Annotated in this window: 23 protein-coding genes and 1 tRNA gene; 14 read left to right on the forward strand and 10 right to left on the reverse strand. The window is 34.8% G+C overall.

Annotated elements, in window-relative coordinates:
* The first annotated feature begins 2 nt into the window (after positions 1–2).
* Positions 3–983 carry a 1-aminocyclopropane-1-carboxylate deaminase/D-cysteine desulfhydrase gene (locus QWY92_RS01485; RefSeq protein WP_290268073.1) on the forward strand — a complete coding sequence of 327 codons (981 nt, stop codon included), beginning with the start codon at positions 3–5 and terminating at the stop codon, positions 981–983.
* Between the two features lie 138 nt (positions 984–1,121).
* Here the strand turns inward: QWY92_RS01485 and QWY92_RS01490 are convergent.
* Positions 1,122–1,195, reverse strand: a tRNA-Met gene (locus tag QWY92_RS01490).
* A 135-nt stretch (positions 1,196–1,330) separates the two neighbouring features.
* On the opposite strand from QWY92_RS01490, the gene QWY92_RS01495 reads away from it, so the two are divergent.
* Both QWY92_RS01495 and QWY92_RS01500 read left to right on the forward strand, forming a co-directional pair.
* Positions 1,331–1,723 (forward strand): START-like domain-containing protein, encoded by a 393-nt coding sequence (locus QWY92_RS01495; protein WP_290268075.1) that lies wholly within the window; start codon positions 1,331–1,333, stop codon positions 1,721–1,723.
* Between the two features lie 66 nt (positions 1,724–1,789).
* The gene (locus tag QWY92_RS01500; RefSeq protein ID WP_290268076.1) at positions 1,790–2,632 is read left to right on the forward strand and encodes an aminotransferase class IV; all 843 of its coding nucleotides are present in this window, start codon (positions 1,790–1,792) and stop codon (positions 2,630–2,632) included.
* 122 nt (positions 2,633–2,754) lie between these two features.
* On the opposite strand, the gene QWY92_RS01505 is transcribed toward QWY92_RS01500, so the two are convergent.
* The 5 genes from QWY92_RS01505 to QWY92_RS01525 all read right to left on the reverse strand — a co-directional run bounded on the left by QWY92_RS01505 (position 2,755) and on the right by QWY92_RS01525 (position 7,374).
* The gene (locus QWY92_RS01505; protein ID WP_290268078.1) at positions 2,755–3,315 is read right to left on the reverse strand and encodes a YqgE/AlgH family protein; all 561 of its coding nucleotides are present in this window, start codon (positions 3,313–3,315) and stop codon (positions 2,755–2,757) included.
* Positions 3,316–3,438: 123 nt separating this feature from the next.
* Positions 3,439–3,711 carry an HU family DNA-binding protein gene (locus tag QWY92_RS01510; protein WP_290268080.1) on the reverse strand — a complete coding sequence of 91 codons (273 nt, stop codon included), beginning with the start codon at positions 3,709–3,711 and terminating at the stop codon, positions 3,439–3,441.
* 187 nt (positions 3,712–3,898) lie between these two features.
* On the reverse strand, positions 3,899–4,846 hold the full coding sequence (gene fmt / locus QWY92_RS01515) for a methionyl-tRNA formyltransferase (RefSeq protein WP_290268082.1): 948 nt from the start codon (positions 4,844–4,846) through the stop codon (positions 3,899–3,901).
* A 69-nt stretch (positions 4,847–4,915) separates the two neighbouring features.
* The gene (locus QWY92_RS01520) at positions 4,916–6,823 is read right to left on the reverse strand and encodes a RecQ family ATP-dependent DNA helicase (RefSeq protein ID WP_290268084.1); all 1,908 of its coding nucleotides are present in this window, start codon (positions 6,821–6,823) and stop codon (positions 4,916–4,918) included.
* A gap of 11 nt (positions 6,824–6,834) precedes the next feature.
* A complete protein-coding gene (locus QWY92_RS01525) occupies positions 6,835–7,374 on the reverse strand; it encodes an AAA family ATPase (protein ID WP_290268086.1) in 540 nt (179 codons plus the stop codon).
* A gap of 89 nt (positions 7,375–7,463) precedes the next feature.
* Between QWY92_RS01525 and QWY92_RS01530 the strand changes: the two genes are divergently transcribed.
* From QWY92_RS01530 to QWY92_RS01570, 9 genes are all read left to right on the forward strand, one after another.
* A complete protein-coding gene (locus tag QWY92_RS01530; protein WP_290268088.1) occupies positions 7,464–7,757 on the forward strand; it encodes a DUF493 family protein in 294 nt (97 codons plus the stop codon).
* 57 nt (positions 7,758–7,814) lie between these two features.
* Positions 7,815–9,014 (forward strand): vWA domain-containing protein, encoded by a 1,200-nt coding sequence (locus QWY92_RS01535; RefSeq protein WP_290268089.1) that lies wholly within the window; start codon positions 7,815–7,817, stop codon positions 9,012–9,014.
* A gap of 92 nt (positions 9,015–9,106) precedes the next feature.
* Positions 9,107–9,766 (forward strand): DUF4290 domain-containing protein, encoded by a 660-nt coding sequence (locus QWY92_RS01540; protein WP_290268091.1) that lies wholly within the window; start codon positions 9,107–9,109, stop codon positions 9,764–9,766.
* A gap of 9 nt (positions 9,767–9,775) precedes the next feature.
* Complete coding sequence (murA, locus tag QWY92_RS01545; RefSeq protein WP_290268093.1) at positions 9,776–11,086, forward strand: UDP-N-acetylglucosamine 1-carboxyvinyltransferase; 1,311 nt, start codon at positions 9,776–9,778, stop codon at positions 11,084–11,086.
* Positions 11,087–11,163: 77 nt separating this feature from the next.
* Positions 11,164–12,234: a DUF695 domain-containing protein gene (locus QWY92_RS01550; protein WP_290268094.1), complete on the forward strand. Its 1,071-nt coding sequence runs from the start codon at positions 11,164–11,166 to the stop codon at positions 12,232–12,234.
* Positions 12,235–12,255: 21 nt separating this feature from the next.
* Complete coding sequence (locus tag QWY92_RS01555; RefSeq protein WP_290268228.1) at positions 12,256–13,365, forward strand: DUF2891 domain-containing protein; 1,110 nt, start codon at positions 12,256–12,258, stop codon at positions 13,363–13,365.
* 24 nt (positions 13,366–13,389) lie between these two features.
* On the forward strand, positions 13,390–14,130 hold the full coding sequence (gene pxpA / locus QWY92_RS01560) for a 5-oxoprolinase subunit PxpA (protein WP_290268096.1): 741 nt from the start codon (positions 13,390–13,392) through the stop codon (positions 14,128–14,130).
* Positions 14,131–14,136: 6 nt separating this feature from the next.
* Complete coding sequence (gene pxpB, locus QWY92_RS01565) at positions 14,137–14,862, forward strand: 5-oxoprolinase subunit PxpB (RefSeq protein WP_290268098.1); 726 nt, start codon at positions 14,137–14,139, stop codon at positions 14,860–14,862.
* Complete coding sequence (locus QWY92_RS01570) at positions 14,859–15,704, forward strand: 5-oxoprolinase subunit C family protein (protein ID WP_290268100.1); 846 nt, start codon at positions 14,859–14,861, stop codon at positions 15,702–15,704. The genes pxpB and QWY92_RS01570 overlap by 4 nt, the downstream gene beginning before the upstream one ends.
* 10 nt (positions 15,705–15,714) lie before the next feature.
* Here QWY92_RS01570 and deoC read toward each other — a convergent pair whose 3' ends face one another.
* Together deoC and clpB are read right to left on the reverse strand one after the other, a co-directional pair.
* Positions 15,715–16,368 carry a deoxyribose-phosphate aldolase gene (gene deoC, locus QWY92_RS01575; protein ID WP_336622081.1) on the reverse strand — a complete coding sequence of 218 codons (654 nt, stop codon included), beginning with the start codon at positions 16,366–16,368 and terminating at the stop codon, positions 15,715–15,717.
* Between the two features lie 446 nt (positions 16,369–16,814).
* Positions 16,815–19,424 (reverse strand): ATP-dependent chaperone ClpB, encoded by a 2,610-nt coding sequence (gene clpB, locus QWY92_RS01580; RefSeq protein WP_290268102.1) that lies wholly within the window; start codon positions 19,422–19,424, stop codon positions 16,815–16,817.
* 421 nt (positions 19,425–19,845) lie between these two features.
* Here clpB and ytxJ point away from each other — a divergent pair, with 421 nt between their 5' ends.
* Both ytxJ and QWY92_RS01590 read left to right on the forward strand, forming a co-directional pair.
* Positions 19,846–20,250, forward strand: a complete 405-nt coding sequence (ytxJ, locus tag QWY92_RS01585; protein WP_290268104.1) for a bacillithiol system redox-active protein YtxJ — start codon at positions 19,846–19,848, stop codon at positions 20,248–20,250.
* Positions 20,251–20,463: 213 nt separating this feature from the next.
* Positions 20,464–20,985: a DUF5004 domain-containing protein gene (locus QWY92_RS01590; RefSeq protein WP_290268107.1), complete on the forward strand. Its 522-nt coding sequence runs from the start codon at positions 20,464–20,466 to the stop codon at positions 20,983–20,985.
* Between the two features lie 82 nt (positions 20,986–21,067).
* Here the strand turns inward: QWY92_RS01590 and QWY92_RS01595 are convergent, their stop codons facing one another.
* Both QWY92_RS01595 and fahA read right to left on the reverse strand, forming a co-directional pair.
* A complete protein-coding gene (locus tag QWY92_RS01595) occupies positions 21,068–22,246 on the reverse strand; it encodes a hypothetical protein (RefSeq protein WP_290268109.1) in 1,179 nt (392 codons plus the stop codon).
* A gap of 111 nt (positions 22,247–22,357) precedes the next feature.
* On the reverse strand, positions 22,358–23,647 hold the full coding sequence (fahA, locus tag QWY92_RS01600; RefSeq protein WP_290268111.1) for a fumarylacetoacetase: 1,290 nt from the start codon (positions 23,645–23,647) through the stop codon (positions 22,358–22,360).
* Positions 23,648–23,800: the final 153 nt, after the last annotated feature.

Consider the following 23,800-nt stretch of genomic DNA (forward strand, 5'->3'; position numbering starts at 1 on the left):
CGATGTTAACTAATAAATATCCTTTGGGGTTTTTCCCAACACCGTTGGAAAAAATGAATAATTTATCTGAAAAATATCCAGACTACCAGTTATTTATTAAAAGAGACGATAATTCAGGTTTAGCATCTGGAGGAAATAAAGTGAGAAAGTTGCAATATTTAATTTACGAAGCTCTAAACAAAGGGTTTGATACAATTATAACCTCTGGAGCTCAACAATCAAATCATTGTAGGCAAACAGCAGCAGCTTGTGCTCAGGCTAAATTAGAGTGTAATTTATTGATAGGAGGAGAAAAACCTAAAATATATAATGGAAATTTATTATTGTCTCAGCTTTTAGGAGCCAAGATTCATTTTAATGGAGAGAATAGGAAAGGGGAAGATATTGAGGGTCTTAAAATTAGACTAGAAGCAGAGGGGAAGAAAGTTTATGTTGTGCCGTATGGAGGATCAAATTTATTAGGAGCCTGCGGTTTTATTGATGCTGTTAAAGAGTTAAAGGTGCAACTTTTAGAAAAGAGCTTGAAAATGGATTATATTTTTTTTGCTTCAAGCTCTGGTGGAACGCAAGCGGGCCTAAGGTTAGGGGGTGATTTATTTGGATTACAGACTAAATTGATGCCAATTAGTATTGATAAAATGGGATATGGAGATAAAACTTTAGCTGAAGCAGTCTTGGAATTATTAAATGAAGGTCAAAAAAGTTTGAGTATAAAAAAAGCATATTCTATTGATGATGCTGAATTAATTCATGGATATGATTCTAAAGGTTATGGAGTTGTAACCCCAAATGAAAAATTAGCTATTAAAGAATTAGCAGAAAATGAAGGGATTTTATTAGATCCTGTATATTCTGGAAGAGCATTTTATGGAATGTTAGATCATATAAAAAGTCAGAAAATAGAAAAAGGTGCTAACATTATGTTTTGGCATACCGGCGGTTTACCTGCTAATTTTTATTATTCTGAGGAATTATTAGAATAAAATATATTAGTTGATATCATTTGATGTCAAAAGGAATCAATAAAAATGAATGTTAAAAATAGCTCATTTGTTGTACCTATGTTGTACCCAAATAAAAAAGTCAAGAATAAAATTCTTGACTTTCCCTGGTTTTACTTGTAGCGAGAATGGGGCACGATCCCATGACCTCCGAGTTATGAATCCGACGCTCTAACCAGCTGAGCTACCTCGCCATATGCGTTTCCGCGGGTGCAAAGATAAAAACATAATTAGATTACACAAACATTAGTTGCAAAAAATATTATTAAATTTTCTGTGGTACTTCTTAATTAATGTATATATTGGTCAACATAAAGATTAAATAATATATGGACGAGAAAGTAAAATTTAATATAGAGTTTCCAATACAAGCATCACCTCAATTGTTATATCAGTATATATCAACACCTTCTGGGTTATCAGAATGGTTTTCAGACAACGTAAATTCAAGAGGAGAATTGTTTACTTTTATATGGGACGATAGCGAAGAACAAGCTAAATTATTAAATAAAAAAAGTGGCGAGCGCGTTAAATTTAGATGGGTAGAAGATGAAGAAGACGATCAGTCCTACTATTTTGAAATTAGAATACAAGTAGATGAAATTACTAAAGATGTATCTTTAATGGTTACCGATTTTGCTGAAGATGATGAAGTAGACGAATCTAAAATGCTTTGGACCAATCAGATTTCAAGTTTAAAGCAAGTATTAGGCTCAGCGTAATATAAAAAACATAATATTCGATTATATTTGTCCCGTTTTTACACTTAATGAAAACGGGATTTTTTTATGGTAAATTTTAACGAAAATATTTTAGAAGATAATACATTGTTATCTGTCAATAATAGAGGTTTTGCATATGGTGATGCCTTATTTGAAACAATTAAAGCCTCTTACGGTAAATTATTGTTTTGGGAAGACCATTATTTTAGGCTTATGGCGTCTATGCGGATTATGCGCATGGAGATTCCTATGAATTTTACCATGGAATATTTAGAAGAGCAAATACTAAATACCTTAACGGAAAACAATTTATCAAACGCATCTTCTAGAGTGAAATTAACCGTTTTTAGAAATGAAGGCGGTTTGTATTTACCCGAAACAAACACCGTAAGTTTTCTTATAGCAGTAAAACCTATCGACACCGATTTTTATATCGCAAATAGCGAGTTTTACGAGGTTGATTTGTTTAAAGATTATTATGTGTCACCAAGTTTGTTATCTACCTTAAAAAGCAACAATAAGGCCTTAAATGTGGTTGGTAGTATTTATGCGAAAGAAAACAAACTGAATAACTGTTTGGTATTAAATACCGAAAAACAAGTTGTAGAAGCGCTTAACGGAAATGTTTTCGTTGTAAAAGGAAATGAGATAAAAACACCACCAATGGGAAGTGGTTGTTTGAAAGGGGTTATGCGGAAGCAAATTATTGAAATTGTAAACAGTTTACCCGAATACGAATTAGTTGAAGCCGCTATTTCACCTTTTGAACTTCAAAAAGCAGACGAAATTTTTATTACCAATGTGGTTGTGGGAATTCAATCGGTTTCAAAATACAGAAAAAAAACTTTTGCATCCGAAGTATCTAAACTTCTAATACAGAAATTGAATATTAAAATAAGAGTAAGTTAAACATTAGCATTAATAATGTTCAGTAAAAAGGAAGAAGGTTTATTTTTTTTGTATTTATTTAATTCTGAGGAAAACAAAAACTGTAATCATTTAGGACAAGATAAGTTTTAGTAAAAGGACTTTTAATTGTAACTCGGATTTTCTGGTGCATTAGACCAAATACTGTATTGTCCACCAAATTCGAGCATTTTTTCTTTCCAAAAAGATTGATGATTCTTTTCAATAATATCTTTTTTATAAATATTATCGGTAACTACCCAAGAATTCGATTTAAGTTCACCTGCTAATTGGTTGGTAGCCCATCCAGAGTAGCCTAAAAAGAACTTTATATCATTTTCATTAATAGTATTGTCGGCAATAAGCTCGGCAACTTTATTAAAATCTCCACCCCAATAAATTCCTAAAGAAATTTCAATACTATCTGGTATTAAATGTGGGATTTTATGAATAAAATATAAGTTGTCTTGTTCCACTGGCCCTCCATTATACACAGTAAAGTTAGCATGAACTTCGGGTATTAAGTCGTTTATGGTATATTCTAGTGGTTTGTTAAGTATAAAACCAATAGAGCCTTCAATAGTGTGGTCTGCCAAAAGAACAATAGAGCGATTAAAAGAAACATCACCAATAATAGCAGGCTCTGCAATTAATAAATCCCCCTTTTTAGGTTGAGTTGTTACCATGTTTTCAGTAATTAGTAATTAAATCTAATATTAATTTCTCTAAAAAACAAGATTATTGGATAATAATAAAAAAAAATGCCTTCAATAAATGAAGGCATTTTAAAATATTAAAGTTGTAAATTATTAGTTTACAGCGTTAGATAAATCTGATCCAGCTTTAAACTTAACAACGTTTTTAGCTTTGATTTTGATTGTTTCACCTGTTTGAGGGTTTCTTCCTTCTCTTGCAGCTCTTTTAGAAACTGACCAAGATCCAAAACCTACTAAAGAAACTCTGTTACCTTTTTGTAAAGCACCTTCTATTTCGATAATAGCACATTCTAAAGCTTTTTTAGCAGCTGCCTTAGTAATTCCTGCGTGTTCTGCCATAGCATCGATTAAATCTGTTTTGTTCATAATGTAATTTTTAATAATTAATAATTTGGTTAAACATTTTGTTAAATCCTATACAAATTTATACGGATTATGCAATAACGCAAGTAATAGCAAGGGAAATCCGTTGTTTTGTTAATAACTTAAGTCATTTGTTAATAAAGATAGGGTTAATTAGCGTTTTTTTAACAACCTCAACAGCTGTAAGGCTTTACAGCATTTTGGAATCACTTTCAAAATGATAGCCATTTAAAAGTGATTTTACATCCATGGTTCGCTTACCCGGAAGCTTAATATCGTCTATAATAAGGTAACCATTTGCAACTGCGACTTTTAATTCTTTTTTGGTAGACGTAATACTTCCTATCGGTTCGGTGTGTGAAATTACTTCTTTTTTCGCTTTATAGATTTTTATATCCAGTTGGTCATTTCCGTTAATTAAAGTACACCAGGCAGCTGGGTAGGGGCTTAAGCCGCGTATTTTGTTATGGATATCGTCTATAGATGCCGCCCAATCAATTTTACAATTGTCCTTATTAAGCTTATAAGCGGTTTTTATATCGGCATTTTCTAATTGAGGTATCGTGGTAACATCTCCCTTTTCAATTTCGTTGACCGTTTTTAAAACCAAATCACTTCCTAGAAACATCAATTTGTCATGCAAGCTACCTGCATTCTCTTCCGGATCAATATTTATGGCCTCCTGATAAATCATAGCACCAGTGTCTATTTTTTCGTCTATGAAAAATGTAGATACGCCAGTTTTTGTTTCACCATTAATAATAGCCCAATTAATAGGAGCAGCGCCTCGGTAATTTGGAAGTAAGGATGCATGCAAGTTAAATGTACCGTATTCGGGCATTTGCCAAACCATTTTTGGTAACATTCTAAAGGCAACTACAATTTGAAGGTTAGCGTTTAGTGCTTTTAATTCTTCTAAAAATGTTTCATCTTTTAAATTGGTGGGCTGTAAAATATTTAGTCCAGCCGATGTAGCATATTGTTTTACGGCACTTTCGTTAAGTTTTCGTCCGCGTCCAGCAGGTTTGTCGGGTGCTGTAATTACGCCAACAATATTCCGTTTATTTTCTACTAATGTTTTTAAAATGGTCACCGCAAAATCGGGCGTTCCCATAAATACTATTCTTAAATCTTTCATTTACTGAAATTTATTTTTTTAGGTTGAAGCATTCCGTTCATTTTATTTCAAATCGTGAATAAACTGAAACTATAAATGGCTTAACTTGTAAGTGTTTTTCGGTGTTATACTTATTATTTGATGTTCTAAAAGTAATTTTAAAACCTGTTTAATATTTTCTTCGGAAGCGTCTAAGGCTTCGGAAATTTTTCTCGAAGATAAATCACTGGTTTCTAAAAGCTGAATGACTTGTTTTTTAATTGTACTAATATCGGTTACCGTAACAGGTTTCTTTTTGGCGTTAGTGCAAACCGAACAAACGCCACAAGGTTGTATTTCAGTTTCGCCAAAATAGGCTAGGAGTTGCATGCTTTTGCAAACCGAATCATTTTCTACATAATCCAACATGGCTTTAACGCGTTTTTGCTTTAACGTGTTTTGTTGTTCAATAGTTGCGGCAATACGATTAATGGTTTTTTCGTCCTCACGGGGTTGTATAAAAGTGACCTCCGCATCGGTCTTGGATAGTTGTAAGGTGATAATGGAATCGCGTTCCAGTTGCTCTAAAGCTTTTACAATTAGAGTTTCGTTGGCTCCCGATTTCTCAGCTATTTTGGCCAATGCTATTTTGGTAACTTGTTCAAAAACGCCACCGTACATTCTTAGAATCGATTTTACAATGGTACTAAAATCATTATGGGTATCGAGATAATTAAAAAGTGCGGCGTTGGATATTACGAACTGCACCGTAACCTTATTTTTAAATTGTTTAGAAAGTGTGATAACGCTATTTCTATCTAAAATCAACAACGCATTATAGCATAATCCAGGATTGAATTTATAGGTTTTACAAAAGGTGTTAAAATCGAATTCAAAGGTTAAGTATTCGCCTTCCCCATAAGGTACTTGGAAGTAGTTGCACAGTTTTCGGTATACTTGTTTTACAAAATCGACACTGGCTAAACTGCCTAAAAATTGTTTTCTAACACTACCTTCGTCACTTTGGTTTTTCAGAATTACAGCGAAAGCCTTGTCTCCATTTCTGCCAACACGTCCAGCTTCTTGAAAATAACTTTCTATGCTTTCGGGTAAACTAATGTGAATAACTGTTTTTACATCGGGTTTGTCAATGCCCATTCCAAAGGCATTTGTAGCCACCATGGCTTGCTTTTGGTTGTTAATCCAGGCGGTCATGTTTTTATCTTTTTCGGTATTGAGTAAACCTCCATGATAAAACGTAGACGATATGTTTTTAGATTCTAAAAAAGCACTTAGCTCAATCGTTTGTCTTCTGTTTCTAACGTAAATTATGGACGATTGCGTGTATTTCTTCAGAATTGTTTCAAGTCTGTAATATTTGTCATTTTCATTAAAAACCAAATAGGCTAAATTGGGTCTTAAAAACGATTGTTTAAATATTTTCGGACTAATAAAATCTAGCTGTTTTACAATGTCTTGAATAACTTCTGGTTTGGCTGAAGCCGTTAAAGCAATTACATTTACAGTGGGTTGCAGCTGTCTTAGCACAGCAATATTTTTATATGCTGGTCTAAAATCGCTACCCCATTGCGAAATACAATGCGCTTCATCTACCGCGATAAGATTTACATTCATCAACCTAATTCGGTCTTGTACAAGATCTTGTTGTAAACGTTCGGGTGATAGGTATAAAAATTTATAATTTCCGTAGACACAATTATCCAAAAGCGTATCCAAATCTCTATACGAAATGCCACTGGTTAACGCCATAGCCTTAATCCCTTTATTATTTAAGGACTGTACTTGGTCTTTCATTAAAGCAATTAATGGCGAAACCACAATGCAAATACCGGGTTTAACCAGTGCTGGAACCTGGAAACATAACGATTTTCCACCACCAGTTGGCAAAAGCGCAAAGGTGTCTTCACCTGCCAAAACAGCATTTATAATAGCTTCTTGGTTAGGTCGGAAAGCGGTAAATTTCCAATAACGTTCTAGTATGTTAATGGGATGTTCCATAAGTGAACGGGTTACATATTTAATGCTTTCAAAATAAAGTTGGTTCTATTTTCAACCGTATCAAAAGGCACATCGATTAAAGTATAATTGTATTTTTCGTAAGTTTTAACCAAATGTTCGTGAATTTCAAGAGCTTGATCGAAATTTTCGTAACGTTCATTGTCACTGGTGTAAATGGCTTCCCAAGGTTTTAAAATAAAAACGGTATGGTATTTAGAGTTGTTACAGGTTTTAATAAAATTTTCGGGACATTCGTCTCCAATAAAATCCATGTACGCCAAAACATCAGGGAGTCCGCGATCAAAAAATACAGGTTTTGTGCCATATAAATCGGCATCTACAAATTGTTTTTGCCGGCCTTTTAAAAGAAGTTCGCTAAACAATAACGGATTTTTTAAAAAAAGCTGATCGACACCATCCTTTTTAGCGTCTAAAGTTACCTGTCTTGAAATTTCTTCTAAACAGATGTGGCCTCTTTTAATCAATTCGTTAATCAAAGTTGATTTTCCCGTTCCCGGACCTCCCGTAATTACAATCTTTTTCGTGTTCAATGCGAATTTATTTTCTGTAAAAATCGGAATTTATAACCTATAAAAAAAATCGAAACTAAACTGTATATTTGCAGACTAATAAATATGTAATGAGCACACCTCCAAATTCAGAAGAATTTTACGCCAAATTAAAAGACCAATTATATGATACAGCTGTTTGGCCAGCGGAATATTTATATAAATTTATTGTGCTTTCAGATTCAAAAAAAATAGCAAAGTTAGAAGCTATTTTCGATGGTATGGGAGCTGTAATAGAAACAAAAGAGTCTGCAAAAGGTAAATACACCAGTGTTTCGATAAGTGTTTCTATGAAAAGCCCTGAGAATGTAATTGAAAAATATAAAGAAGTTGCCGATAAAATTGAAGGCGTTATAAGTCTTTAATATTTTTTTTGAAGCAACCTTTTCTGTTTTTTTGCATCTTGAAATTAAAAAGATAAGATGAAGAAAATAGTTCTAGTGTTTTGCGCGATAGTTTTATTACTAGGTTGTGAGTCAGCAGAAGGCGTGACTGATGGTGATTATGATGGTTCTGTGCTATCATCTGAAGCTTCCGGTGATGCTTCAGGATCAGATACTCCCGATTTCGGAAACGGAGATAATGGCAAAACGCCTGGGCAAATTACGGCTGCCGAATGGAACGATTTATCACAATGGGCGTTCTGGAGCGATTTGTTAAACACTCAGGATTATACAGAGCATCATAAAAGTTGGGATTTTAATACCTCTAAACGTATTGCAATTCAGATTTTAGATAAAAATACCTCGGAAGCTTTAAATAATATTTCGGTATCACTTTATAAAGGAAACGAGCTTATTTGTGCTGTGAAAACAGATAATTTTGGTAAAGCAAACCTGTTTATCGATTTGTTTGATAGTAGCAAAACAAGCACAACGGTTAATCTTTCAGAATATAAAATTGAAATTAATGGTGAATTTCAAACAGAAGCCATTACTTTATTAAAGCATGGTGTAAACGTTTTTAATATTGAGAAAACAGTACCGTTAGATAAGAAAATAGAACTGGCTTTTATTGTTGATGCCACCGGATCGATGGGGGATGAGCTGGAGTTTTTAAAAAGCGATTTAACCAACGTGATTAGTCGTGTGCAAACCGATAATGAGAATGCATCTATTTTAACGTCAACAGTTTTTTATAGAGATTATGGTGATGATTATGTCACAAAACGTTTCGATTTTACAACAAATATTTCTTCCACAGTAAACTTTATAAAAGGCCAAAGTGCCAGTGGTGGTGGCGATTTTGAAGAAGCTGTAGAAGTTGCTTTAGATGAAACCATCAACGATTTACAATGGAGTGCTAACGCCACAACAAAAATAGCTTTTCTACTTCTGGATGCACCGCCACACCTTACCAATGAGACTATCGAAAGTATTCATAAGTCGGTTTATACGGCAGCGGAAAAAGGTATTAAAATAATTCCTGTAACGGCAAGTGGAATTACTAAATCTACCGAGTTTTTAATGCGTTATTTGTCTATTGCAACTAACGGAACTTATGTGTTTATTACAAACGATAGTGGTATTGGTAACGATCACTTAGAACCTACGGTGGGCGAATACGAGGTTGAATATCTAAATGATTTAATGGTGCGCTTAATAAATAAGTACGCCGAATAATTGATGGGAATATTACTAGTGCTATTCAATTTTTTTTGTATTTTGCGCAAGCATAACTACTACGTGCAAAAACATTAATTCTACACATTATTTTGATAGACAATTTAGAATACAATACAGAGCGTGAGCATTTAATCATTCCAGAGTACGGAAGACACATGCAGAAGATGATTAATTACGCTAAAACTCGTGAAACTAAGGAAGAACGTAATAAATTAGCGAAGGGTATTATTGCTGTAATGGGCAATATGCAACCGCATTTACGTGATGTTGCCGATTTTCAACATAAACTTTGGGATCAGCTTTTTATCATGTCTAATTTTGAATTAGATGCCGATTCGCCATACCCAATTCCTACTAAAGAAATTTACGAAGAACGTCCTGAACCTTTAGAATACCCTCAAAATTTCCCAAAATATCGTTTCTACGGAAACAATATAAAAACCATGATTGATGTAGCAAATACGTGGGAGGACGGCGATTTAAAAGAAGCCTTACTGCACACTATTGCAAATCACATGAAAAAATGTTTTTTAAATTGGAATAAAGATACGGTTGAAGATGCCGTTATTTACGGCCATTTATTCGAGTTGTCTAACGGTAAAATCGACTTAAGAAATTCTGAAGAAGATTTATCAGACGCGACCAGTTTATTACGTACAAAATCTAAATTTTCCAGTAATAACAACAATAACAAAAAAGGCGGTCAGAAAAAAAGTAACAATAATAATCGCCAAAGAAAACGCTACTAATTTTTACGCATGGGAACATTTAAGATTGAAGGTGGACACCAACTAAAAGGAAAAATCCAGCCTCAAGGAGCAAAAAACGAAGCTTTACAAATTTTATGTGCCGTTCTGTTAACTCCAGAATTGGTTACAATTAACAATATTCCAGATATAATTGATGTCAATAAGCTTATAAACTTGTTGAAAAAGCTGGGTGTCAAAGTTGAGAATATAGGTAAAGGAAGTTATACTTTTCAAGCCGATGAAGTTAATTTAGAATATTTAGAATCAGATGCCTTTAAAATAGATGGTCGTGGTTTACGTGGCTCTATCATGATTGTTGGGCCGTTATTAGCACGTTTTGGTAAAGGGTATATTCCGAAACCAGGAGGCGATAAAATTGGGCGTCGTCGTTTAGATACCCATTTTGAAGGCTTAATTAATTTAGGGGCAAAATTTAGATATAGTAAAGAAGATCAGTTTTACGGCGTTGAAGCCGAATATTTAACGGGAACCTATATGTTGCTTGAAGAAGCATCGGTTACCGGAACCGCAAATATTGTTATGGCTGCTGTGTTAGCACGTGGTACAACAACAATTTACAATGCAGCTTGCGAGCCTTATTTGCAGCAGTTATGTAAAATGCTGAACAGAATGGGCGCTAAAATTAGCGGTGTAGGTTCAAATATGTTAATCATTGAAGGGGTTAAAGCTTTAGGTGGCACAGAACATCGTATGTTGCCTGATATGATTGAAATAGGAAGTTGGATTGGGCTTGCGGCTATGACGAAAAGCGAACTAACCATTACCAATGTAAGTTGGGACGATTTAGGTGTTATTCCTAGTGTATTCCGAAAATTAGGAATTACGGTAGAAAAGCAAGGCGATGATATTCATATTCCTGCACATACCAATGGTTACGAAATTCAAAGTTATATCGATGGTTCTATTTTAACCATTTCTGATGCACCTTGGCCTGGTTTTACACCAGATTTATTGAGTATCATTCTTGTTGTGGCTACACAAGCAAGAGGAAGTGTGCTAATACATCAAAAAATGTTCGAAAGTCGTTTATTCTTCGTGGATAAATTGATCGATATGGGAGCAAAAATTATTTTATGCGATCCGCATCGTGCTACCGTTATTGGTCACGATTTTAAATCGACCTTAAAAGCAACAACGATGACCTCGCCAGATATTCGTGCGGGTGTGTCATTACTTATTGCGGCACTTTCAGCTAAAGGAACGTCAACCATTCAAAATATAGAGCAAATAGATCGTGGATACGAAAATATCGACTCGCGTTTACGTGCCATTGGTGCGAAAATAGAACGTGTAGACTAGGTGTTGTTTCATCTTTAGTAGAATTTTTTATCGATTGATTTACTTTATTATTTGTTATGGGTTTTTTTAAAAAGTTCTTGAAAAAGGAAATTCCGATAAATTCTAATGCCGATTTTTGGGAGTGGTTTGTTCAGAATGAAAAATCATTTCATAAAGTGGTTAAAAATGAGGGGGATATTAGCAACGATTTTTTCAGCAAGCTTTCCCCGAAACTTGACGCTTTAAAAAAAGGCTATTGGTTTTTGGCGGGTATGTTTGATGCGGATACGGCTGAATTAATTCTAACAGCCGATGGTGATATAAAAAACATCGCTTTTATTGAAGACTTGGTTCGTGAAGCTCCTGAAATAAAGGGCTGGCGAATTACAGCACTAAAGCCAGAGTCAGGGTTTGATACATCAGCAGTGGAAATGGATGCGCTTAAATTCAGTAAAGATACGCTTCATTTTTATTCCAATGATTTAGGTGATTTCCCTGATGAAATCGATATTACAATAACACATCCAGACTTAAATGAAGCTAATAGTGCAGATGTTACTAATGGAGTTTATTTATTTCTAGATAATGCTTTAGGAGAGCTTAAATCGGTATCTGTTATCGATAATTTGGAAGTTATTAGCGAGAAAGCTGCCACGGCGGAACTTGTTCCTATTGAAAAGTTAAATGCCTTTTTAATTTGGAGAGAAAAGGAGTTTATCGAAAAATACGAAGGCGTACGCCATTCCACAGAAAACGATAATTATTCAGCACTAGAAGCTAGTTTGAAATCGGGTTTCCCTTTATTGGCAGTGGTTAATATGGATTTATTAAACTGGGATAGTAAGGCATCTCATCCTTGGATTGCTGAAATAGAATTGGAGTATAAAGGTATTAGCGCGAATGGTATGCCAGATGAAGCGACTTACGAGTTACTGAATACGATTGAAGATGAAATTATTCAGGAATTAAAAGATGCTGATGGTTATTTGAATATTGGAAGGCAAACTGCCGAAAATGTTCGTGAAGTCTATTTTGCTTGTGCCGATTTTAGAAAACCCTCTAAAGTGTTTTATCAAATTCAACAGAAATATTCGAATCGTATAAAGATAGAATTCGATATATATAAAGATAAGTATTGGCAATCATTCGATCGGTTTTTGCCACGATAAATCCTAAACTATAAATTCATGATGCAGCGTTTTATTTTAGTTCTTTTAATTTTATTTTCGGCTTGTAAGCAACCCGAAGAGAAGCAAAATGTAGAGGTTGTTCCTGTTGAAATTTCTATTAAAGCAGTTCCTAAACTCGATTTAGAGCAAGCGAATCTTTTAGCAGCGTTACCGTTACATTGTATAAATACTGAATACCCAAACAAGCTATCACAAACCTTAGGAGGCGACGAAGATTTGAAATCACCTGCAGCTTTACATCCTGCATTTTACGGTTGTTTCGATTGGCATTCTGCGGTGCATGGGCATTGGAGTTTGGTTAGTTTACTTAAAAATAATCCGGATATTTATAATCATAAAGAATTAGAAAACAAATTACTACATAACTTATCTAAAGTAAACATTGAAGGTGAGGTATTGTATTTCTCTGGTAAGTATAATACATCTTTCGAGCGAACTTATGGTTGGGCTTGGTTGTTGAAATTGGCAGAAGAACTTCATACTTGGGATAATGATACCGCCCGAATTCTTGAGAAAAATTTACAACCTCTAACCGATATAATTGTTGAAAAATATATCGAATATCTTCCTAAACTGAATTATCCAACCCGAGTAGGTACGCATAGTAATACGGCTTTCGGAATGTCCTTTGCTTACGATTATGCTAAAGCTGTAAATAACGAAGTGTTTAAAACAGCTATTGAAACACGTGCTAAATTCTTCTTTCTAAAGGATGAAAATTGCCCGATGTCATGGGAGCCTGGTGGATCCGATTTTTTATCACCGTGTTTAGAGGAGGCTGCTTTAATGAAGCGTTTATTACCGCTTGAAACTTATAAAACTTGGCTGGATGCTTTTTTACCACAGCTGAAAAACAAAAACTTTACTTTGGAAACAGGGAAGGTTTCTGATAGAACTGATGGGCATTTGGTGCATTTAGATGGTTTAAACTTCTCTAGAGCATGGAGTTTGAATAAAATAGCCGAAGATTTACCTGAATACGCTCACTTGAAAAACGTTGCTACAGAGCATATAAACCATTCTTTACCTAGTATTTTCGGAGATAGCTACGAAGGTGGGCATTGGTTGGGTAGTTTTGCTATTTATGCCTTAAATTCTTATTCTGAATAGTTTAAAATTCACTAACTTAGTGTAGTGAAAAATAAAACAATTGATATTAATGTTGATCTAGGCGAGGGGGTTGGTAACGAAGCGTTATTAATGCCTCATATTTCATCTTGCAATATCGCTTGTGGTGGGCATGCTGGTTCGCTTGAAACCATGCGGGATGTAGTTCGGCTAGCTAAGCAATATCGCGTAAAAATTGGAGCGCATCCTTCGTTTCCAGATAAAGAAAACTTCGGAAGAAAAGCTGTAGATATGTCTTGCGTAGCTTTGTATGCTTCCATTAAACATCAAATTAAAGATTTATTAGAGGTTCTGAAAAGTGAGCACGCTCGGCTGTATCACATCAAGCCACATGGCGCACTTTATAATTTGGCTGCAACCGACAAAAAGGTGGCTAACGTAATTGTTGAAGTGATGAAATCTTTAATGCTTCCTGTAAAACTTTACGTGCCATATCATTCTGTAATTGCTGATTTGGCTCTAGAAAATAATATTAAAATAACCTACGAAGCGTTTGCTGATAGAAATTATAATACAGATTTAACCTTAGTTTCTAGGCAGGAAAATAATGCTATAATTCATGATGCTGATACTGTATTTGAACATGTTTTTAGAATGATTTCTGAAGATAAAGTAAAGACTATCGATGGCTCTGAAATCGAGATTTTGGCGAATACTTTTTGTATACATGGCGATCATCCTAATGCTATAAATTTGATTAAAAATTTAAAGCGAAAACTAATCAATTGTGGTGTTCAAATTCAATAAAATTTAATGGCTTTTAAACTTCAGTATAAAACCTATGGAGCGCATGCTGTTTTAGTTGAATGGCCAGCGGTTATTGATGAGATTGTTTTACGTGATGTACTTTATTTTAAAGACATTATTGAAAAATCAAATATTAAATATTTAGTTCAAGTAAATTCCGCATACAACTCATTAATAGTTATTTATGATGAAAGTGTTAATTGTTTGAGTTTGCAAATAGTTATTATAGATAAAATCTATGCAACAAGAAATAAGGCTAATATTTCGAAAGCTATTTTGTGGCGAATTCCTGTGTGTTATGACGCTTTGTTTTCGTTAGATTTGGCTTCTATTTCGGGAGCTAAAAACATGTCTGAAATAGAATTTATTAAGCAACATTCCGAAGCCGTTTATACGGTCTACTTTATTGGTTTTTTACCAGGCTTTTTATATCTCGGAGGTTTGAATAAGGCACTTCAGACACCTCGAAAATCGACACCAAGATTACATGTTGAAAAAGGGGCTGTGGCTATAGGTGGAAATCAAACAGGCGTGTATCCAAATACAAGTCCTGGTGGCTGGAATATTATTGGGAATTCACCGATTAACTTTTTTGATATTTCAAAAGAAAAACCCTGTTTTGCAAAAGCGGGAGATCGTGTTCAGTTTTATCCTGTTTCTTTAGAAAAACATCAGGAAATTAAAGTTTTAGTAGAGGCGGGTGTGTATCAAATTGAAAATTCTATACTATGATTCTGGTTTTAAAAACAGGATTTTATTCCTCGATACAAGATTTTGGACGCTTAGGCTTTCAGGAATTTGGTGTGCCATATTCAGGCGTTATGGATCGAAAAGCAGTACGGTTGGCAAATGCCTTATTGGGGAATTCGGAAAATGAAGCTGTAATTGAAATGACGATGATTGGCGGAACCTTTCAATTTACAAAAAGCACATGTATTGCGATTTCAGGAGCGGACATGACACCAAAATTGAATAATAATCGCATTCGGAACTATGATTTTATAGCAATTAAGCCTGGCGATGTGTTGTCTTTTGGTAAAGCACAAGCAGGATTTAGGTGTTATTTGGCTGTTTTAGGTGGTTTTAACGCAGAAATCGTGATGCAGAGTAAAAGTATGTATCAAAACATAACGAAAGCTGTAACGATACTTAAAAATGATGAATTGACGTATGATGCTTCTGAAAGTACTGGGAGAGGTCATGCTAAAATCCGTGTTAATGCTGCTTATATGGAGTCTGAAATTTTAGAAGTTTATAGTGGGCCGGAGTTTGAGTATTTATCGAACCATCAACAAAAGCTGCTTTTGGATGGTAGTTTTACGGTATCGAAAAATAATAATCGTATGGCTTATCAGTTGGAAGAGGTGGTTTCAAATACGTTAAACTCTATAATTACATCGCCGGTACTTCCTGGAACGGTGCAATTAACACCGTCGGGAAAATTAATCATTTTAATGCGAGATTGTCAAACTACAGGTGGCTATCCTCGGGTATTTCAATTGAAAGCATCGGCTATAAATACTTTGTCGCAAAAGTTTACGGGGCAAATAATACAGTTTAAATTACTGGATTAGTTGTGCTAGCCTAATTAAGGCGTAAAAGGGCTTTGCGTAGTTTTAAATTGGGGCTCAAACCAACACGGCTAACACCGATATCAATAAATTTCTGAGCGGCTTCTAAGGTGGTAATATCTCCAGAAGCTTTAATTTGTATAGAATCTCTTACGGTTTTCTTAATAATTTTTACCGCCGTAAAGGTGGCGCCGCTTTTAGAAAAACCTGTTGAAGTTTTGATGTAGTCGGCATTCGCATCGATGCAAAGTTGTGATGCTTTTACAATTTCGTTTTTATTTAATTCTGAAATTTCTATGTTTACTTTTAAAATGGTTTTTCCAATAGCTTTTTTCACAGAGCTAATATCTTTCATTACAGAAATGTAATTTTTACTTTTTAAAAGTCCTAAATTCATGACCATGTCAATTTCATGGGCGCCTTCAGTAATGGCATTTTTAGCTTCAAATATTTTTGATTCGGTGGATGCTGATCCTGTAGGAAATCCAACGGTAGAACAGATTTTTACATCGGTATCTAGTAAAAGTTCTTTCGCTAATTTAACGTAGCAGCTATTTATGCAGATGCTGTTTAAATTACTTTTTCGGGCTTCATTACAAAGGCTGATAATTTCTGCTTCGGTAGCAGTATGAGATAATAATGTATAATCTAAGTATGCTGAAATCATAATTTAGAGAGTTTATGGTAATGCGTTAGGGGTGAATTGAAATACGCTTAATTTTTTTATTGAGAGTTTAAAGTCGTTACAATTCGAAGTCAAAGCTAAAGCCTTTTCAAGTTGCGGTGTTTTAAAAATGATTTTTTTAGATGAAATGCAGGTGCATGGTTCCGTTTGTAGAAAAATTAACTAAAATCAGGGTTTTGTAGAAATTATTCTATATGAAGAAGTGTTTTTTTGAAATTAATAAGAGGTTATTTTGTTGATTTTTAAGTGTTTATTTGTGTTTCTGTTTATGTGGAATATTCAGCGAAAGGCATGTGAATAATTATAAATGCTAAGTTTTTTCTTACTTTTAATTTTTTTTATCGAGTATTTGTATAAAAAGAACAGCGTAAGCTTCTTGAAGAGACTTACGCTGTTTTTTTCATTTTGATTATTAAGGGCTTATAGATTTAAACCTCTTCTATAACCAGATCACTTTGGTTTCTAAAAACGAGTTTATCATCGAAGGTATCTAGTAGGATGATGCTATCTGTAGTCACCGTTCCTGCTAAAATTTCCTTACTTAAAGCGTTTAAAACTTCTTTTTGAATCACACGTTTTACTGGTCTTGCACCGTATTCTGGTTGATACCCTTTATCGGCTAAATAGCTTAAAGCTTCTGCTGTAGCATCAAAAGTAATACCTTGTTGGGCAATCATTTTGGTGATGCCTTTAAGTTGTAAACCTACAATATCAATAATGTTTTCTTTGCTTAACGGTGTAAACATTACGGTATCATCAATTCGGTTTAAAAACTCAGGACGTACAGTTTGTTTCAACAATGCTAATACATCTACTTTCGCAGCTTCAATAGCGGAATCGATATCTTTTGTGGCTTCAAAACGATCTTGTATGATCTGGCTTCCCATGTTAGAAGTCATGATGATAATCGTATTTTTAAAATCAGCCAATCGACCTTTGTTGTCTGTTAAATGGCCTTCGTCTAAAACTTGCAACAAAATGTTGAACGTATCTGGATGTGCTTTTTCTATTTCATCTAATAACACTACAGAGTACGGTTTACGTCTTACCGCTTCAGTTAGCTGTCCTCCTTCATCATAGCCTACGTATCCTGGAGGTGCTCCAACAAGTCTGCTTACGGCATGTCGCTCCTGATATTCGCTCATGTCTATACGGGTCATGGCATTTTCATCGTCGAATAAATATTCTGCTAAGGCCTTCGCTAACTCTGTTTTTCCAACACCTGTAGTTCCTAAGAATAAAAAGGTTCCAATAGGTTTTTTCGGATTTTGCAAACCTGCACGGCTTCTTCGTACAGCATCACTTACAGCTTCAATAGCTTCTTCTTGTCCAACCACACGTTTATGTAGTTGATTTTCTAGTTTTAGCAGTTTCTCGCGTTCGCTTTGCAGCATTTTTGTTACCGGAATACCTGTCCATTTTGCAACAACCTCTGCAATATCATCATAGGTGACTTCTTCTTTAATTAAAGAACTTTCGGTTTGATTGTCTTGCAGGTTTTTCTGAAGTTGCTCTAAATTTTCTTGAGCTTCTTTTATTTTTCCGTAACGTAACTCGGCTACTTTACCATAATCTCCTTCGCGCTCAGCCTTTTCTGCTTCTATTTTGAAGTATTCAATGGCTAGTTTTGCGTTCTGTATGTTATCTACAACATCTTTTTCACTTTTCCATTTGGCGTTTAGTTCATTTCTAGCTTCTTTTAAATTGGCTAGATCGGAACGTAACGATTTTAGTTTGGTTTCATCTTTTTCGCGTTTAATGGCCTCGATTTCGATTTCTAACTGCATTACTTTTCTATCTAAAACATCGAGTTCTTCAGGTTTAGAGTTTATTTCCATACGTAGTTTAGCAGCAGCTTCATCCATTAAATCGATGGCCTTGTCTGGTAAAAAACGATTGGTAATGTAACGTTCTGATAATTCTACAGCGCCAATAATAGCTTCATCTTTAATACGTACTTTGTGGTGTGTTTCGTATTTTTCTTTAATACCACGAAGAATAGAAATCGCACTTTCCGTATCAGGTTCGTTAACCATTACTTTTTGAAAACGACGTTCTAAAGCTTTGTCTTTTTCGAAATATTTTTGGTACTCATCTAAAGTTGTTGCACCAATAGCACGTAGTTCTCCACGGGCTAAGGCAGGTTTTAGTATGTTTGCTGCATCCATTGCACCTTGTCCGCCACCAGCACCAACTAAGGTGTGTATTTCGTCAATAAATAAAACCACATCACCATTGCTGGTTGTAACTTCTTTGATTACGGCTTTTAAACGCTCTTCGAATTCACCTTTAAATTTAGCACCCGCAATAAGGGCGCCCATATCAAGTGCGAAAATTTGCTTGTCCTTTAGGTTTTCTGGGATGTCTCCGTCTACAATACGATGTGCTAAACCTTCCGCAATGGCTGTTTTTCCTGTTCCTGGTTCACCAACCAAAATAGGGTTGTTTTTGGTACGTCGGGATAGGATTTGCAGGATACGACGAATTTCCTCGTCACGACCAATTACCGGATCTAACTTACCATCTTTAGCGAGTTGATTCAGGTTTTTAGCGAATTTGTTTAACGAATTGTAAGTCTCTTCTTGACTTTGAGAGGTTACATTTTCGCCTTGTCTAAGCTCGTCTATGGCAGCGTTTAGTCCTTTTTCTGTAACACCTTGGTCTTTTAACATTTGGGCTATTTTGCTTTTTGATTTAAAAACAGCCAAAATAAGGTGCTCGATAGACACGTAGTCGTCTTTCATTTTTTTAGCAATGATAGCGGCTTCGTTAAGGGTTTTTCCAGCTTCGCGAGAAATCATTAGGTCGCTTCCTGTTACTTTTGGGAAGTTTTCTAATTGTTTTTCTAAGGTTTGCTGAAGTATTGTGATGTTAACGTTTAATTTTTTTAACAGAAAAGGTAATACGTTTTCGTCGACTTCAAATATGCCTTTAAAAAGGTGTTCGTTTTCTATTTGTTGATGCCCAAAACCTTGCGCAATTTGCTGCGCCTGTTGTATGGCTTCTTGCGATTTTATGGTATAATTATTTAAATTCATTTTTTTGTTTTTTATTGTTCGTTGGGGTTTTGTTAGTTTACTGATTTTGAAAAGTATATTCCTTTTTATACTTTTAACTTCTTAGTTTTAACCGGTTGCTAGTTCTATTTCAATTACCTTACCATGTTGATTTACAGGACAAAATGACTGTTTAGGCGTGGCTTTTAATGACTTTTTGTCGGGTTGTAAGTTTTGGTTTTTGTTCCGACTTATTGTTTCTGTTATTATAACTGAGATGAGTTTGTATGGCAGATAACTTGATATGTTTCGGGTTATTAACTAAATTTGGCAGATTAACCCGCGTTAGGGATTGAGGCTTTGTTGAAGCTCTTTTTGTGTTGTTGCTTTTATGCAACACAAAAAAGCGACTGCCGAAAGCCCGACCCTTGTGGTAACGCCCAAATAAATAAAGTATATAAAAATGGGATTATTTGATAAAGTTTTTGGTGGTTCGACGGAAAAAAAAGAGAAAAAGGTTTTGCCTTGGATTCCGTTGAATGAGTTGCAACAATTGGATTTAATTGCCGAGAAATCTAAGTTGAAAACACAGCTTGTTTTTAAACATTCGACACGTTGCGGCATTAGCAGAATGGTGATGAGCCAGTTTGTGGAAGCTTATGGATTTACGGAAAAGGATGCAGATTTGTATTATTTAGATTTGCTGAATTTTAGAGATGTATCTAATGAAATTGGATATAAGTTTCAGGTAATGCACCAGTCGCCACAGCTTATAGTAATTAAGGATGGGGTTGCTGTAACACATGCGAACCACGGCGCAATTAATGAATTGGATTTGACGGCCTTTGTGGAGGTGAATGAAGGATAATATAAAATATATTGAATATAGAAAATGCTCAGGGCTTAGGCTTGTGGGCATTTTTTTATGCTTTTAATTTTTTTAAATGAATACGCGGTTTTATATTGCTTATAATGAGTTAGATGTGTTTTTGGAATGGGGTTGGGGTGAAAAAAAGGTGCTTTTTGTACGCAACTATTTGAAGATTTATTCATCTAAAGAAAAAACAGAAATTATTATATTATGAAAAAAAGTATTTTTTTAGTGAAGAGCTTAATGGCATTTAGTATTTTGTTTGTGAGTTGTGACGACGATAACGAAATAAAATGTCCGGATGCATTAACGGGAGAATTATCGACTATTGAAACGGACTTGACAGGAACTTGGGTTTTGTCGGATATTGTTTCAGAAGATGCTATTGATTTAACTGATGATGATACCGATAATGCGAGCATGGATTTGTATACTCAATATACAGAATGCCAAAAGGATATTAGTTACGAGTTTGATGCGGATAGAAGTTATGCCTTTCTTGCCGGGAAGAGTGTTGCTGATTGTGATAATGAGCAAGAGTCTGTTGGTACATGGGGATTGAGTGCGACTTCTGTTTTAACTGTTGTTTCTAACTGCTCTAGCCAAATTACAAATATTGAGGTTAATGATGATAGCACGGCGTTTACAACTAATGGAAATATTCAATATGTTGATGTTAATGGAGATGTGGTTATTAGTGAAACAACATTTACTTATTCTAAAGTAGAGTAAACCTTTCTCGATGTATAAAATTGTGTGCAACTAAGAATTGTAAAAGAAAAAAGCCCTCTAAATTTATTTTAGAGGGCTTTTTTTATAACGGATTGTAGGAGCTTATGATGTCTTTTAATTTTTGTTTGATATCTTCTCCTGTATCGAAAATCATTTGTTCGGTGGTTGGAAAAGGTACTTTTCGGTTTCTTAAAATGTTTAAGTCTTCGGTGGTTAGTGCACGTTTATCTCCTCGATATGTGGCAAATAGATTTTGAAATGTGAAACCACTATCGATAGGGAAGTTATCTAGAATTTTATTGGTTTTTAAATCTTTATAAACCACGTTTGCCAATATTTGCGAAGATTTTTGTTGTTGAACTTCGTATAGAACGGCTTTAATTTTAATGATTTTATTAACTTTAATATCGTTGCCTAGACTGTCTTTTTTAACATTGCCTTTTTTGTCGAGCAAGTATTCTTTTCCATCAATAATACTTTTCTCTCTTACAATTTGGCGTTCCTTAATTTGTTCGGGCGACATGTTAATTTGCTGAAATTGCAATTGCATACCGTAATCGTAGCTGGTTATTTTGTCGGGCATGGCGTGGTAGGTAATCCAAAATTGATTTAATCCATAAGTATCAAAATTAAGTAAATCGGCTTCCAATTCTTTTGGGATCACTTGGTTGGTTTTGTTTACGCTCGATACTAAAACGTTAATAATACCTCGTTGGTGTGCTTCTTGTAACAACTCACGGGTGTTATCGTAATTCGGGTTTATAGATTCTATATAACTGTAAATATCGTAAGCCTCACGAATATTGAATTTATTATCGGTTTCGAGTAGTTCTAAACCTTTTTCGTATAAATAGTTTGAGGTTTTATCTCTATATTCTGAAATCTCATTGCTGTAATCGTTAAGCTTAAAATTGATGTTTTTTCCGTTTACGCTTAACGGAAGTACCGGTTTTATGGCTTCTTGTCTAGTGTTTAAATCGGTGTAAAGATTCAAAACATCTTCATATTGAACAGGATTATTATCTTTTTGAAGATGTTTAATGGTGTTCAAATCCTTATCAACCGCTTTAGAATAGGCATCTTGAAGCATGAGGATATAATCTCCTTTGCTTTTTTTGTCCTTATTAGTCTCTAGTTTTTTTAGAGCTTCGGTAATGGCGTGGTTATAATTCCCGGTATTAATGGCTTTTTCTAGCTGTTTTCTGCTACTGCAGGACATTAATAATGAAAGTAATACTGTTAGGAGTAGTAATCTTTTCATAAGTATGTGTTTTAGGTTATGTGATGGTAATTTCAATTTTAGTGCCAAATAAAAATTAACCCTCAAGTTTTTGATGCTTGAGGGTTTTATATGCTGTAATTTATGGTGTTTTTATTTCTTTTTAGATTCGAAAACGGGGAGGAGTTGTGTTGATACTTCTCCGAAACCAATTCTAGTACCGTCTTTTTCGCAATACCCGCGCATAATAACAGTATCGTGATCGTTTATAAATTTACGTTCGCTACCATCTTTCAGTTTTACGGGGTTTTCGCCACGCCAAGATAGTTCTAACATCGAACCATAAGAGTCGGGGGTTGGGCCGGATAATGTGCCACTTCCCATCATATCTCCCGAATTTACTGGACAACCATTTACGGTGTGGTGTGCTAGTTGTTGCGACATGTTCCAGTACATATACTTAAAGTTCGAATTACTTACGGTGGTTTCTTTAGCGCCTTTAGGCTGTATGCTCACTTCTAAATTAATATCGTAGCTTTTTTTACCTTTAAATTTGAGGTAATCTAATTGTTTTTTAATAGGTTTTGGTCCTTCTACTCGGTAAGGTTCTAGTGCATCAAGCGTAACAATCCAAGGAGAAATTGAAGTGGCAAAACTTTTAGCTAAAAAGGGACCTAGTGGTACGTATTCCCATTTTTGAATATCGCGTGCGCTCCAATCGTTGAGTAAAACAAGTCCGAAAATGTATTCTTCAGCTTCGTTTACAGGAATAGGTTCGCCTAAATCGTTAGCGTCGGTAGTAATAAATGCCATTTCTAATTCGAAATCTATTAATTTACTAGGGCCAAAAACAGGTTCCGTAGCACCATTAGGTAAGGTTTGCCCTTGTGGACGATGAACCGGAATACCCGATGGAATTATCGACGAGCTGCGCCCATGATACCCTACCGGAATATGTAGCCAGTTTGGTAAAAGTGCGTTTTCAGGATCTCTAAATAATGTGCCAACATTGGTGGCATGCTCTTTACTTGAGTAAAAATCTGTATAATCTCCAATTTGCACAGGCAGTTGCATTTCAATTTCATCTAAACGAAAAAGAACAACTTCTTTATGTTGTTTGTTACTTTTTAAGGTATCATTTTCAGCATCGAAAATTTCACCTATTCTATTACGTACTAAACGCCATGTTTTACGGCCGTCTGCAATAAAATCGTTTAAGGTATCTTGAAGGAAGATATCATCGGTTAATGGTATACCTTCAAAGTACCCCAATTGGTGTAGTGCGCCTAAATCTATAGCAGTGTCGCCAATACGTGTGCCAATTGTTATAATGTCATCTCGGGTTAAAAACACTCCAAAAGGAATATTTTGAATAGGAAAGTCTGAGTTTTTATCTACGTGTAGCCACGATGTTCTGTCTGGGTTGTTCGCTGTTATTGGCATAAGCTTTGTTGTTTGCTGGTTGTTGTATTCTTATCAAACCTACATAATTTTTTTGTTTTATTACAATAAAATACTTTAAAAATGAATTTTCTTTAACCGTTAATAAATCGGTTGAAAACTTGAAAGTAAAAACCAGTTTTTTACTGAATTTAA

The organism is Algibacter miyuki (assembly GCF_030409805.1).
Lineage (GTDB): Bacteria > Bacteroidota > Bacteroidia > Flavobacteriales > Flavobacteriaceae > Algibacter > Algibacter miyuki.

What these genes read in the sequence shown, in the direction of transcription:
- QWY92_RS01555 (WP_290268228.1), top strand. Translation starts at nt 12,256, where the DNA reads ATGCAGCGTTTTATTTTAGTTCTTTTAATTTTATTTTCGGCTTGTAAG.
- fahA (WP_290268111.1), bottom strand. Translation starts at nt 23,647, where the DNA reads ATGCCAATAACAGCGAACAACCCAGACAGAACATCGTGGCTACACGTA.
- pxpB (WP_290268098.1), top strand. Translation starts at nt 14,137, where the DNA reads ATGGCTTTTAAACTTCAGTATAAAACCTATGGAGCGCATGCTGTTTTA.
- QWY92_RS01570 (WP_290268100.1), top strand. Translation starts at nt 14,859, where the DNA reads ATGATTCTGGTTTTAAAAACAGGATTTTATTCCTCGATACAAGATTTT.
- ytxJ (WP_290268104.1), top strand. Translation starts at nt 19,846, where the DNA reads ATGGGATTATTTGATAAAGTTTTTGGTGGTTCGACGGAAAAAAAAGAG.
- murA (WP_290268093.1), top strand. Translation starts at nt 9,776, where the DNA reads ATGGGAACATTTAAGATTGAAGGTGGACACCAACTAAAAGGAAAAATC.
- QWY92_RS01535 (WP_290268089.1), top strand. Translation starts at nt 7,815, where the DNA reads ATGAAGAAAATAGTTCTAGTGTTTTGCGCGATAGTTTTATTACTAGGT.
- QWY92_RS01485 (WP_290268073.1), top strand. Translation starts at nt 3, where the DNA reads ATGTTAACTAATAAATATCCTTTGGGGTTTTTCCCAACACCGTTGGAA.
- QWY92_RS01510 (WP_290268080.1), bottom strand. Translation starts at nt 3,711, where the DNA reads ATGAACAAAACAGATTTAATCGATGCTATGGCAGAACACGCAGGAATT.
- fmt (WP_290268082.1), bottom strand. Translation starts at nt 4,846, where the DNA reads ATGAAAGATTTAAGAATAGTATTTATGGGAACGCCCGATTTTGCGGTG.
- QWY92_RS01590 (WP_290268107.1), top strand. Translation starts at nt 20,464, where the DNA reads ATGAAAAAAAGTATTTTTTTAGTGAAGAGCTTAATGGCATTTAGTATT.
- QWY92_RS01500 (WP_290268076.1), top strand. Translation starts at nt 1,790, where the DNA reads ATGGTAAATTTTAACGAAAATATTTTAGAAGATAATACATTGTTATCT.
- QWY92_RS01520 (WP_290268084.1), bottom strand. Translation starts at nt 6,823, where the DNA reads ATGGAACATCCCATTAACATACTAGAACGTTATTGGAAATTTACCGCT.
- QWY92_RS01595 (WP_290268109.1), bottom strand. Translation starts at nt 22,246, where the DNA reads ATGAAAAGATTACTACTCCTAACAGTATTACTTTCATTATTAATGTCC.
- QWY92_RS01495 (WP_290268075.1), top strand. Translation starts at nt 1,331, where the DNA reads ATGGACGAGAAAGTAAAATTTAATATAGAGTTTCCAATACAAGCATCA.
- QWY92_RS01530 (WP_290268088.1), top strand. Translation starts at nt 7,464, where the DNA reads ATGAGCACACCTCCAAATTCAGAAGAATTTTACGCCAAATTAAAAGAC.
- clpB (WP_290268102.1), bottom strand. Translation starts at nt 19,424, where the DNA reads ATGAATTTAAATAATTATACCATAAAATCGCAAGAAGCCATACAACAG.
- deoC (WP_336622081.1), bottom strand. Translation starts at nt 16,368, where the DNA reads ATGATTTCAGCATACTTAGATTATACATTATTATCTCATACTGCTACC.
- QWY92_RS01505 (WP_290268078.1), bottom strand. Translation starts at nt 3,315, where the DNA reads ATGGTAACAACTCAACCTAAAAAGGGGGATTTATTAATTGCAGAGCCT.